The following is an 11,803-nucleotide window of genomic DNA, read 5'->3' as shown; positions in this document are numbered from 1 at the left end:
CGGTTCCGGACGCCCCATGCCCACTCGCGACGTGCTTCCCCCGCTGGCCTGCCTGCGCGCCTTCGAGGCGGCCGCGCGCCATTCGAGCTTCACCCAGGCCGGCAGCGAGCTCAGCCTGACCCAGAGCGCGGTCAGCCGCCAGATCAAGCGCCTGGAGGCAGATCTCGGCCGACCGCTGTTCGAGCGTCAGCACGACGGCCTGCGCCTGACGCCGGCCGGGGATCACTACTTCCGCGTGGTGCAGCGGCTGCTGCGCGAACTGCGCGACGAGACCGCACGCCTGCGCCGGCGCGGCGACGACCGCCAGTTGACGCTGGCCTCGAGCCCGACCATCGCCTCGATCTGGCTCGCGCGGCAGTTGCCCGATTTCCAGCAGGCGCACCCCGAGATCGAGATTCGCATACTCACCGTCGAGGACCCCTATCGGCTCGATCTGGCCGAGTTCGATCTCGGCATCTACTACCACATCCCCCACGAGGTCGACCCGCCCGGACTCGAGGCCAGCCCGATCTTTGCCGAAGAGCATGTCGCCGCGGTGTGCAGCCCGGCCTATCTGGCTCGCCACGGCGGGATCGCCGACCCCGCCGACCTGCTAGCCCGCCATACCCTGATGGTGGTGGAGGATCACTACCGTGACTGGCTGACCTGGGAGCACTGGTATCGCGCGCTCGGCTTCGCCTGGCAGCCGCCGCTGCACACCCTGCGCGCCAACAGCTTCCAGCTATTGATGAACGCCACCCTCGCGGGTCAGGGGGTCACCCTCGGCTGGATGCGTCTGCTCGCAGCCGAGCTCGATCAGGGCCATCTGGTCCAGGCGCTGCCCGATAGCCTGCCCAGCCGCGGGCGGCTGGCGCTGCTGACGCCGACCCACCGCCACCTGACCGAACCGATGCGCGCCTTTCGCGACTGGGTGCTGGCCGATGCCGGCCCTGCTCGCTCGCATGAATGACGACGCCACTACGCCATACGCAGGCCGTAGCGCGAGCCGAGACAGCGCGAGTGAGACGATGACGCCGTATGAGTGAGACGGAGAGAAAGTAGGATAGAAAGAAAGTGAGTTAGAAAGGAAAGTCGAGCGGGGAGGCGCGAACGCTAAGTGCCTCGCCGGATCGTGCAAGCCGCGCCATGACGGCGCGGCCTAGCGTATGCAAACAACTACCGTCTGCAAACAATCCGAGCGAGGCGATGCCGTAAGCGCAGTAACGCCATCGAGGACAGTGCGTGCCTCAGGCGCGCTGACGCGCGGCGTTCGGCATATCGTCATTGGCACCGACGCGCTCGCGCGCCACCGGCGTGTTCTTGTCGCTGCGGCACAGGCGCAGCGCCACGAAGAGCCCAAAGGCGCCGAAACCGAAGGCGATCGCGAAGATGCTGAGAAGAGTCATGGTGTGCCCTGCCTGTCGGTTCGTTGCCTGGTGGCCACCGCGCGCGCGGCGGTGGCGATCGTTACCCTGCGTTATCGTCCGGATACACAAAAACTTGAATCCTGACGCAGAGTAGCAAGTTGGCAGCGATTATTTACCTTTCACGACTGCTTTCGCAACACGACTTTGGCCAAATCCCGCGGATCACTCCGTTGCCGCACCCTGCTCAGCGCCCTCGCGACGCCCTGCCGCCGGATAAGCCCACATCATCTAGCGGTTGTAAAAGGCGTTCTTAGCACTGGACACACCTTACTGCGGATCGGGCACGCCAGGATTGGTGATCGCCTCGCGCTGCGATGCGTCGGACGGCGTATCCCCCTGCGCCGCACGGCTCTCCTCCATCACCACGCTCATGCGCGGCATGCCCAGGTCGAGTCCCTGCTCATCGAAGCGCTGCTTGAGACGCAGATTGAACGCCCGCGCCACATCCCACTGCATGACCGGTGCGGTGCGCATGCGGATGCGCAGAATGGCGGCGCCGGCATCGAAGCTCTCGATTCCCTGTACCTCCAACGGCGACCAGATGTGGTGGCGCATCATCGGGTCGTTGCGCAGCTCGTCGGCAATACTGCGCATGGTCTCGATCGCGTCGTCGATCTTCATCTGATGGCCGATGCGGATACGCAGCAGCGCAATGCCGAACTCGCGCGAGTAGTTCTGAATGCCCTGGATCTGGCTGAATGGAATGATGTGCACGATCCCGTCCAGGTCACGCAGCTTCACCGTACGAATGCTCAGCGCCTCGACCGTGCCCATGTGGCTGCCGAGGTTGACGAAATCGTCGATCGCCAGCGAATCCTCGATCAGGATGAACAGCCCGGTGATCAGATCCTGCACCAGCGTCTGGGCGCCGAAACCCACTGCCAGACCGATCACCCCGGCCCCCGCCAGCAGCGGGGTGACGTTCACGCCGAGATTGGCCAGGGCGATGATCACGGCGACCACCGCGATGGTGACGAAGATGGTATTGCGCAGCAACGGTGTGATCGTCTGCGCCCGGGCACTGGCATTGGCGCGTCGGCCGTGGCGCCGGCTGCTCTTGCGCAGAGCGTGCTGGACCGCGGTATCGGCCAGGATCCACACCAGCCAGGCGATCAGGAAGGTCAGCCCCAGCCCCAGCAGACTGCGGGCGATCTGCTGGCCGATGCCGGCACTACCGCCCACCGCCCACAGCGAGGTGCCCCAGACCCGCATCGCCAGCTCGAGGAAAATCAACCACGCCAGCAGGTGAGCCAGGGTGAAGCCGAAGCGGATCAGCCGCGCGGTATATTCGGAGACCCGCTTTTCCTGGGTCTTCTCACGCTGGCGGTGGATCAGCCCGGAAACCACCAGAGTGGCGATCATAACCCCCGCAGTCACCAAGGCCCGGAAGAAGGCGCTACGCGAATCCTCGGCCGAGGTCACCATGGCAATCAGCGATACCGCCACCATGACCAGAATCGGAATGTGCCAGATGCGACTGAACAGACGCAGCAGCTCGGTCGTCGCGCGGCGCTCCTGGCGCTGCGTATAGGGTCGGTTGCACATCAGGTGACGGAAAGGCCGCCGAAAGACCATCACAAAGGCGGCCAGCACAAGCGCCGCACAGACGTTGGTCAGCAGTGACACGAACGCCATCAGCCCACGCCCCAGCGGCTCCACCACCGCAGCCGAGTTGGAGGCATCGCCCAGCGCCACCAGGGCGCCGAGGGTAAACAGCCAGGGCGCGCCGCGCTGGCGCAAGATGCGCAGCGCGGTATGCCGATGCCCGCTGCCGAACAGTGAGAAGACGATCTCGCACACCGCGGCAAACACCGCCCCGCACAGGGTGATATAAGCCGTCACCATGGCCAGGGTGACGCCGATGGTATTCGAGGTCGCCTGGTGCACCGCCACCAGCGCCACCCCAAATCCCAGCGCCAGCGGCACCACCCGCCGCGCCAGATGACGCACCAGCATCCAGGTGGTGGGCTCCTGTGGCAGCGCCCAGAGCAGCCCCAGCCGTTTGACCAGCGCGCGCCACAGCGCCGCCACCCCCAGCGTCACCCCGACCCACAGCGCAGTGACCCAGAGCAGATCGAGCAGCGCCATGGGCACGCGCGCACCATCACCCCAGAGCCGCTCCAGATCGTTGCCGGCCTGTTCGACCCGATAGCCCCAGTAGTTGATCGGGTTGTTCAGACCGTCACGCTCGAGCACCGAGAACGACTGCGCCAGCGCCCCCAGCAGGCCGCCGGCGGCAGGCTCGTCCTGGGCTTCGGCGGCGGTCGCCTGGCGCAGCTGCTTGAGGCTCGCCAGCAGGGCCTGGCGCTGCTCGCTGTTCTCCAGCGTGGCGATGATCTGGTCCAGCGAACTCTCCAGCTCCTGGGCGCTGGGCGCCTGCGAGGTCGCGGCGTGCTTCTCTTGCGCCCCGACCAGCGAGGCCAGGGATTGCGCCATGACCGGCTGGCTCAGCGCGACCAGCAGCGCCAGCAGCACGCCCAGGCCCCCTCGTATCCATGCTCTCACAGCGACTCCTGTCATCGTCTCTTGCGGACCCCATCATGCTACCCGCGAGGCGTGCGAACAACGCCGCTGGCCCGGCATGGCGCGACATCGACGCCATCCCGGCGCAAGGCGTCGCCGCGTCATCGGCGCAGATGCTCTATCTTCAACTCCAAGTCTTACGACTTTCCCCAGGCCTTACGCCTTTCCCCACGTTCCGGGCCGTATCCGGTCCCCATAGCAGGAGCAGCACATGCGTCTCGCAGGCAAGGTAGCACTGGTCACCGGCAGCACCCAGGGCATCGGCCGCGCCATCGCCGAACGCCTGGCCCAGGAGGGCGCCGACATCGTGGTCAGCGGCAGCCGCCCCTCCGAGCGCGCCGAGGAGACCGCCGAGCGCGTGCGTCGCCACGGCCGCCGCGCCGCGATCGTCACCGGCGATATCTCCCAGGTGGAGACCAACCGCCGGCTGATCGACGACAGCGTGGCGGCTCTGGGCCGGCTCGACATTCTGGTCAACAACGCCGGGCTGGAGATCGAGGCGCCCTTCTGGGAGGTGACCGAAGCGGATTACGACAAGGTACTCGATACCAATCTCAAGGGGGTATTCTTCACCACTCAGGCATTCGTGCGCTATCTGCGCGGCGTCGGCCGCGGTGGGCGGGTGATCAATCTGAGCTCGGTGCACGAGGATCTGCCCTTCCCCGGCTTCACCAGCTACTGCCTGGCCAAGGGCGGGCTGCGCATGCTCACGCGCAACCTGGCGATCGAGCTGGCGCCGCTGGGAATCACCGTCAATAGCGTCGCCCCCGGGGCGATCAAGACGCCCATGAACAGCGCCCTCGACGAGGATCCCGAGAAGCTCGGGCATCTACTCGGCAATATCCCGCTCAACCGCCTTGGGCGCTCGGAAGATGTCGCCGGCGTGGTGGCGTTTCTCGCCTCCGAGGATGCCGATTACATGACCGGAACGTCCTTGCCGGTAGACGGGGGCCTACTTTGGCAGTATGAAGAGTAGATCCACTTTACCGCTGAGCGTGCCGCAGAGGACCGATGATGCCGACAAGCCTCCAGGCCACCACCGACAGGGACACCTACCACGACGCCGCCGTCACCCCGCATGATCGCTTCGGCGAGCTGTTCGAAGCGGTAGCTCTGGCGCACCTGTTCGAGGACTCGAAGACCTTCGCCGACAGCGTGCCGCGCCAGCCGCCGCAGCAGATCATGCAGGCCTACGTGGACGAGCGCGACCATCCCGATTTCGATCTGCGCGCCTTCGTCGACGCCCACTTCGAGGAGGACCCGATCGCCTGCAGCGGCTACGAGGCGGACACCAGCGACGACATGGTGACTCATATCGACCGCCTGTGGCCCGCACTCACGCGCAACTCCCGCGAGCATCCGCTGTGGTCGTCGCTGCTCTCGCTCTCCCACGACTATGTGGTGCCCGGCGGGCGCTTTCGCGAGTTCTACTACTGGGACTCCTACTTCACCATGCTGGGGCTCGCCGCCAGCGGCGAGGATCACCTGCTGTGCGCGGTGGCCGACAACTGCGCCGATCTGATCGCACGCTACGGCCACATGCCCAACGGCAATCGCAGCTATTATCTGAGCCGCTCGCAGCCGCCGATCTTCTCGATGATGGTGGCACTGCTCGAACAGCGCGGCCAGCGCCGTGCGGTCGACTATCTGCCGCAGCTCAAGCGCGAGTATGCCTTCTGGATGCATGGCGAGGCCCAGCTCAAGCCCGGCGAGATCCATCGCCGCTGCGTGCGCCTCGACGACGAGTGCTGGCTCAACCGCCACTGGGACGACCGCGCCACCCCGCGCGAGGAGTCCTATCGCGAGGACTACGAGCTGGCCCAGGCTTCGTCGCGGCCGGCAGAGCAGGTCTACCGCGATCTGCGCGCCGGCGCCGAAAGCGGCTGGGACTTCAGCGGCCGCTGGCTCGACGATACCCGTGAGCTGCACACCATCCGCACCACCGCCTTCATTCCGGTCGAGCTCAACTCGCTGCTCTACCACCTCGAGTATCTGCTCGGGCAGCTGTGCGCCGATGTCGGCGAAGAGTCCGAGGCCGGGCACTATCGCGAGCGTGCCGAACGCCGGCGCATGGCGATCGACCGCTATCTGTGGTGCGAGGAGCGCGGCGCCTACTACGACTACGACTGGCAGCGCGGCTGCCGCAGCATCCATCTCACCGCGGCCTGTGTGGTGCCGCTCTACCTGCAGCTCGCCTCACCCGGCCAGGCCGAACGCGTGGTCAACGTGGTGACGCAGCGCCTGCTCGCACCCGGCGGGCTGGTCACCACCGAGATCAACGACAGCGGCCAGCAGTGGGACCACCCCAACGGCTGGGCGCCGCTGCAATGGATGGCGATCGAAGGCTTTCGCCACTACGGTTTCCACGACGTGGCGGAGGACCTGACCGAGCGCTGGCTGTCGCTGGTCTACGATCTCTATCGGCGCGAGCACAAGCTGGTGGAGAAGTACGTGCTCTACCCCGGGGCCGAGTTCGCCCGCGGCGGCGAGTATCCGCTGCAGGATGGCTTCGGCTGGACCAACGGTGTCACCCGGGCGCTGCTGGCACAGCGTGACGGCATGGTCGTCGGCTAGGTTCTTACGAAAACTACCTGCGCTCGGCAATACGGCGTTAAAAATCGGCTCAAAATGCTCATTTACACCCAGTAAACTTTGCGTTTTCGCCGATTTTTGCCTTAGCTACGCGCCCCGGTCTGGCCTTCGCTCGCTGACTTTTCGTACACAACCTAGGATCTATGACGGACCGCGGAGCGCGGTAGCGCTCACCCGGGCCGGGGCTCGGCCCGGACGAACCTCACGCCGGCGGCAGCAGTGCGATCACCGCCAGCGGCGGCAGCGTCAGCACCAGCGACTGCGCCTCGCCGTGGCAGGCGGTCGCTTCGCTCTCGAGGCCACCGGCGTTACCGATGTTACTGCCGCCGTAGTGCTCGGCATCGGAGTTGAAGCGCTCGGTCCAGTGCCCTGCGGTGGGCACCCCGATGCGATAGCCGGTCAGCGTCCGTGGGGTCATGTTGGCCACCGCCAGCACCCGCTGGCCTGCGCCATCCAGACGCCACCAGGCGAACACGCTGTTGACGTTGTCGTCGCCGATCACCCATCGGAACCCCCTCGCCTCGGTATCGCGGGCGTGGAGCGCCGGGCGCTCGCGATAGAAGGTGTTGAGATCGCGCACCAGACGCTGAATGCCGGCATGACTGGGGTACTGCAACAGCCACCAGTCCAGCTCGCGGTCGTGGCTCCACTCCCGCCCCTGGGCGAACTCGCAGCCCATGAACAGCAGCTTCTTGCCCGGATGCAGCCACATGAAGCCGAGATAGGCGCGCAGGTTGGCAAAGCGCTGCCACTCGTCACCGGGCATCTTGTCGATCAGCGAGCCCTTGCCGTGCACCACCTCGTCATGCGAGATCGGCAGTACGAAGCGCTCGTTGAAGGCGTAGACCAGACCGAAGGTGAGCTGGTCGTGATGGAAGCGGCGATAGAGAGGATCGTGGCTCATGTAGCTCAGGCTGTCGTGCATCCACCCCATGTTCCACTTGTAGCTGAAGCCCAACCCCGCCTCTGCCACCGGCGCGGTGACCCCGGGCCAGGCGGTCGACTCCTCGGCGATCACGACGGCACCGGGCACCTCCTCGGCGACCACCTGATTGAGGTGCTGCAGGAAACCCATCGCCTCCAGATTCTCCGCCCCACCACGGTGGTTGGGAATCCACTCGCCCTCGCGCCGCGAATAGTTGCGATAGAGCATCGAAGCGACCGCGTCCACTCGCAGCCCATCGATATGGAAATGCCGCAGCCAGTGCAGGGCCGAGGCGAGCATGAAGCCGTGCACTTCGCGCCGGCCCAGGTTGTAGATATAGGTGTTCCAGTCCTGGTGATAGCCCTCGAACGGGTGGGCATACTCGTACAGCGCAGTGCCATCGAAGCGCGCCAGCCCGTGGGGGTCGGAGGGGAAGTGGCCGGGCACCCAGTCGAGCAGCACGCCGACGCCGGCACGGTGACAGGCATCGATGAAGGCGGCGAACTCGGCCGGCGTGCCGAAGCGCCCGCTGGGGGCGAACAGCGACAGCGGCTGATAGCCCCAGGAGCCGCCGAACGGATACTCCATGATCGGCATCAGCTCGATATGGGTGAAGCCCATCTCGACCACGTAGGGGATCAGGGTGTCGATCAGATCGGGCCAACGATAGATCTCCCCCTCTTCACCGCCGTGCTTGCGCCACGAGCTCACATGCAGCTCGTAGATCGAGATCGGGGCGTCGGCCGCCTGATGTTCGCCGCGGCGGGCGAGCCAGGCGTCGTCATCCCAGGCAAAGGGCGTGGCGTCCGCCACCACCGAGGCGGTCAGCGGCGGCGCCTCGGTGGATAGCGCCACCGGGTCGGCCTTGAGCAGTGACTCGCCGTTGACGTCGATCAGCGCGAACTTGTAACGCTCGCCGGCCCCGAGCGCGGGAATGAAGATCTCCCACACCCCCGCCGGATAGCGACAGCGCATGCCGTGGCGACGGGTGTCCCAGCCGTTGAAATCCCCCACCACCGCCACGCGCTGGGCGTTGGGCGCCCACACCGCGAAACGCACCCCGGCGACGCCGTCGCAGGTCATCACCTGGGCTCCCAGGCACTCGCCCAGACGCCGATGCGTGCCCTCGCCGAGCAGATGCAGATCGATATCGCCGAGCAGCAGCGGGAAGGCGTAGGGGTCGGCGCAGAGCTGCTCGCCGTCGGGCCAGCGAATGCGCAGGCGGTAGGCGCTCGGTGCCGCCAGTTCACCCACGAACAGCCCCTCGATGGGCCCTGCCCGACACCGCCCCAGTGAGCGTTCACTATCGCGACAGACCAGGGTCACCGATTCGGCGCCGGGCAAGTAAGCGCGTACTTCGACCTGGCCATCGTCACGCGCGTGTGGGCCCAGCAGCGCGAACGGGTTGGCGAGCGTGCCGCGCGCCAGCGCTTCCAGATCGGCGGCCGCGAGGCCCGCGGGGTGCGCTGCCCGGGCCGAGCTTGGTTCACGGCGGGTCATACCCACTCCTCGTCGATGCGTGGCGGCTGCGAGCGTCGCCGGGTATCAGGCTGCGGCATCGTCGCTCTCCTGCAGTTCGAACAGCGACAGACTGCGCGTGGCGACCCGATACTCGCTACCGATCTCGCAGCTCACGTCCGCCGCCGCTGGGTCGAAGGTATCGATGCGTCGCACCCAGGCCCTGCCACCCGGCACCGCCGGCAGCACGAAATCGCAGTCGGTGTCGCCGGCATTGAGCGCCAGCAGCACCGTGATGTCGTTGCCGCGGCGGCAGATGCCGGTGGGCTGGGCGTGACCGTTGAGAATCACCCCGATCGCCTTGGCCTCGGCATCGTGCCAGTTGTCGACCGTCATCTCCTCGGCCGCCGGGGTGAGCCAGGTGACATCCTTGATGTTGAGCGACTCGTTACGCTTGCCGTTCATGAAACGGCCACGCTGCAGGATCGGATAGTGCCGGCGCAGACGGATCAGCTGACGAGTGAAGGCGAGCAGCTCGCGCCCCTCGTCGGAGAGATTCCAGTTGACCCAGCCGATCTCGCTATCCTGGCAGTAGGCGTTGTTGTTGCCACCCTGGGTGCGCGCGAACTCATCGCCGGCCAGCAGCATCGGGGTGCCCTGGGAAAGAATCAGGGTTGCCAGCAGGTTGCGCATCTGACGCATGCGCAGCGCGCGGATCTCGGCGTCGTCGGTTTCGCCCTCGACGCCGTGGTTCCACGACACGTTGTCGTCATGACCATCGCGGTTCTCCTCACCGTTGGCCTCGTTGTGCTTGTCGTTGTAGCTGACCAGATCGCGCAGGGTGAAGCCGTCGTGGGCGGTGATGAAGTTGATCGACGAGAACGCCTTGCGCCCACGGTGATCGAACAGATCGGCCGACGCGGTGAGCCGGTTGGCGAAGGCCGCCAGACGCCCCTCGTCGCCGCGCCAGAAGGCGCGCATGTCGTCGCGGAAGCGGTCGTTCCACTCTGCCCAGCCGGGCGGGAACTTGCCCACCTGATAGCCTCCGGGGCCGCAGTCCCAGGGTTCGGCGATCAGCTTGCACTGCGACAGCAGCGGGTCCTGGCGGCAGGCGTCGAGGAAGCCGCCGCCCTCGTCGAAACCATCGGTCTCGCGCCCCAGAATGGTCGCCAGGTCGAAACGAAAGCCGTCGACCCGCATCTCCTGGGCCCAGTAGCGCAGCGAGTCGGTGACCAGCTGCAGTACCCGCGAATGCGACAGATTGAGGGTGTTACCGGTGCCGGTATCGTTGATGTAGTGGCGCGGCTCGTCGGGCATCAGGCGGTAGTAGGAGGCGTTATCGATGCCGCGCAGCGAGAGCGTCGGGCCCATCTCGTTGCCCTCGGCGGTGTGGTTGTAGACCACGTCGAGCAGCACCTCGATGTCGGCGGCGTGGTAGCGCGCCACCATCTGCTTGAACTCGCTGATGCTCTCGGTCGCCATGTAGCGCGGGTGCGGCACGAAGAAGGCCAGGGTGTTGTAACCCCAGTAGTTGTGCAGTCCGATCTCCTGCAGGTGACGGTCGTCGGCGAAGGCGTGGATCGGCATCAGCTCCAGCGACGAAATGCCCAGCGACTTGAGATAGTCGATCACCTCCGGCACCGCCAGCCCCGAGAAGGTGCCACGCAGCTCCTCGGGTACCGCCGGGTGACGCATGGTGTAGCCGCGCACATGGGTCTCGTAGATCACGGTATCGCTCCACGGCACCAGGATCTCGGTCGAGCGCCCCCAGGTGAAGGCAGGATCGATCACCCGACAGCGCGGCATGAAGGGTGCACTGTCGCGCTCGTCGAAACTCAGATCGCCCTCCTCGTGACCGATGGTGTAGCCGTAGAGCGCATCGTCCCACACCAGCTCGCCCACCAGCTGCTTGGCATAGGGGTCTATCAGCAGCTTGTTCGGATTGAAACGGTGCCCGGCCTGCGGGTCGTAAGGGCCGTGCACACGATAGCCGTAGAGCTGGCCCGGCCGCGCGTCGGGCAGATAGCCGTGCCACACCTCGTCGGTGTACTCCGGCAGCGAGATACGCTCGACCTCGTGCTCGCCACTCTCATCGAACAGACACAGCTCGACCCGGGTGGCATGGGCCGAGAACAGCGCGAAGTTGACGCCCAGACCATCCCAGGTCGCCCCCAGCGGATACGGAAGCCCTTCCTGGATGCGCGAACTCTGCACCAAACCGCCCTGGATCGCGATGCCACTGCTCTCTGCCTCTCCACCGCGCAGGTCGACTTCGAACCGGGCGCCATTCTCGTACTCATTCTGTCTCATGCATGACTCTCCGGGAGAACCTTGGGCATTGTCTGGATACTGCCTGCGCGCTTCGGTTCGACGGCCCGCGTCGTGACGATCGGGTGTGTCCCGATCTCAGCTTGCGTGTCGTCAGCCTCAGGCGCCGTCGTCGGGCTTACGCGGCTTGCGCGCGCGCGGCGTCTTGGGCTTGGCCGCCGCACCGGCGTCGGATGCCGGCTTGGCCGCGGGCTTCTTGGCTGCGGGCTTCTTGGCGCTAGGCTTGCGCGGCGCGGGCTTCGCTGGCGGCTGGTCCGGATGCACCTCGACGCCGGTGTCCGCCTCTTTCAGCGCTTCGGTCTCGGGGTCATCCAGCGGCAGACGCTGCTCGTCGATACCCTGCTCGTCCGCTTCGAGCGGCAGCTCCTCGCCCTCGTAGATGGGCGACTCCTCGTGCGCTGGCTCCCACTCCTGCTCTTCTTCGCGCGCGTTCTCGGCCTCGACGATGCGCTCGGCCATGGCCCAGTGGCGCGCCTCCTGCCCCTCCGGTCGCCCTTCCGACTCCCAGATCCGGTAGGCCAGCATTCTGACTCTCTGCTCGCGATTGCTCATGACGATCTCTCCCTATGCG

Annotated in this window: 8 protein-coding genes; 3 read left to right on the top strand and 5 right to left on the bottom strand. The window is 66.3% G+C overall.

Annotated features, from left to right (window positions below; genetic code table 11):
- Window positions 1-16 precede the first annotated feature (16 nt).
- Complete coding sequence (locus tag ABV408_RS04935; RefSeq protein ID WP_353981338.1) at window positions 17-949, top strand: LysR substrate-binding domain-containing protein; 933 nt, start codon at window positions 17-19, stop codon at window positions 947-949.
- A gap of 277 nt (window positions 950-1,226) precedes the next feature.
- Here ABV408_RS04935 and ABV408_RS04930 read toward each other — a convergent pair whose 3' ends face one another.
- Entirely contained in the window at window positions 1,227-1,385 is a 159-nt protein-coding gene (locus tag ABV408_RS04930) for a hypothetical protein (protein WP_353981337.1), read from the bottom strand.
- Window positions 1,386-1,673: 288 nt separating this feature from the next.
- A complete protein-coding gene (locus ABV408_RS04925) occupies window positions 1,674-3,911 on the bottom strand; it encodes a mechanosensitive ion channel domain-containing protein (RefSeq protein ID WP_353981336.1) in 2,238 nt (745 codons plus the stop codon).
- 229 nt (window positions 3,912-4,140) lie between these two features.
- Here ABV408_RS04925 and ABV408_RS04920 point away from each other — a divergent pair, with 229 nt between their 5' ends.
- Both ABV408_RS04920 and treF read left to right on the top strand, forming a co-directional pair.
- Window positions 4,141-4,905 carry a 3-oxoacyl-ACP reductase family protein gene (locus tag ABV408_RS04920; RefSeq protein WP_353981335.1) on the top strand — a complete coding sequence of 255 codons (765 nt, stop codon included), beginning with the start codon at window positions 4,141-4,143 and terminating at the stop codon, window positions 4,903-4,905.
- A gap of 38 nt (window positions 4,906-4,943) precedes the next feature.
- Window positions 4,944-6,503: an alpha,alpha-trehalase TreF gene (treF, locus tag ABV408_RS04915; protein ID WP_353981334.1), complete on the top strand. Its 1,560-nt coding sequence runs from the start codon at window positions 4,944-4,946 to the stop codon at window positions 6,501-6,503.
- Between the two features lie 220 nt (window positions 6,504-6,723).
- Here the strand turns inward: treF and glgB are convergent, their stop codons facing one another.
- The 3 genes from glgB to ABV408_RS04900 all read right to left on the bottom strand — a co-directional run bounded on the left by glgB (window position 6,724) and on the right by ABV408_RS04900 (window position 11,784).
- Window positions 6,724-8,946: a 1,4-alpha-glucan branching protein GlgB gene (glgB, locus tag ABV408_RS04910; RefSeq protein ID WP_353981333.1), complete on the bottom strand. Its 2,223-nt coding sequence runs from the start codon at window positions 8,944-8,946 to the stop codon at window positions 6,724-6,726.
- Window positions 8,947-8,991: 45 nt separating this feature from the next.
- On the bottom strand, window positions 8,992-11,214 hold the full coding sequence (gene glgX, locus ABV408_RS04905; protein ID WP_353981332.1) for a glycogen debranching protein GlgX: 2,223 nt from the start codon (window positions 11,212-11,214) through the stop codon (window positions 8,992-8,994).
- A 117-nt stretch (window positions 11,215-11,331) separates the two neighbouring features.
- Window positions 11,332-11,784: a DUF2934 domain-containing protein gene (locus ABV408_RS04900; protein WP_353981331.1), complete on the bottom strand. Its 453-nt coding sequence runs from the start codon at window positions 11,782-11,784 to the stop codon at window positions 11,332-11,334.
- Between the last annotated feature and the right edge of the window lie 19 nt (window positions 11,785-11,803).

The organism is Salinicola endophyticus (assembly GCF_040536835.1).
GTDB classification, from domain to species: Bacteria; Pseudomonadota; Gammaproteobacteria; order Pseudomonadales; family Halomonadaceae; genus Salinicola; species Salinicola endophyticus_A.
Note: the sequence above shows the minus strand (reverse complement) of the source record. Positions and strands in the feature narration are given on the sequence as shown.

Excerpts from the sequence above, each read along its gene's own strand:
- ABV408_RS04935 (WP_353981338.1), top strand. The coding sequence starts at position 17 with ATGCCCACTCGCGACGTGCTTCCCCCGCTGGCCTGCCTGCGCGCCTTC.
- ABV408_RS04930 (WP_353981337.1), bottom strand. The coding sequence starts at position 1,385 with ATGACTCTTCTCAGCATCTTCGCGATCGCCTTCGGTTTCGGCGCCTTT.
- ABV408_RS04920 (WP_353981335.1), top strand. The coding sequence starts at position 4,141 with ATGCGTCTCGCAGGCAAGGTAGCACTGGTCACCGGCAGCACCCAGGGC.
- treF (WP_353981334.1), top strand. The coding sequence starts at position 4,944 with ATGCCGACAAGCCTCCAGGCCACCACCGACAGGGACACCTACCACGAC.
- glgB (WP_353981333.1), bottom strand. The coding sequence starts at position 8,946 with ATGACCCGCCGTGAACCAAGCTCGGCCCGGGCAGCGCACCCCGCGGGC.
- glgX (WP_353981332.1), bottom strand. The coding sequence starts at position 11,214 with ATGAGACAGAATGAGTACGAGAATGGCGCCCGGTTCGAAGTCGACCTG.
- ABV408_RS04900 (WP_353981331.1), bottom strand. The coding sequence starts at position 11,784 with ATGAGCAATCGCGAGCAGAGAGTCAGAATGCTGGCCTACCGGATCTGG.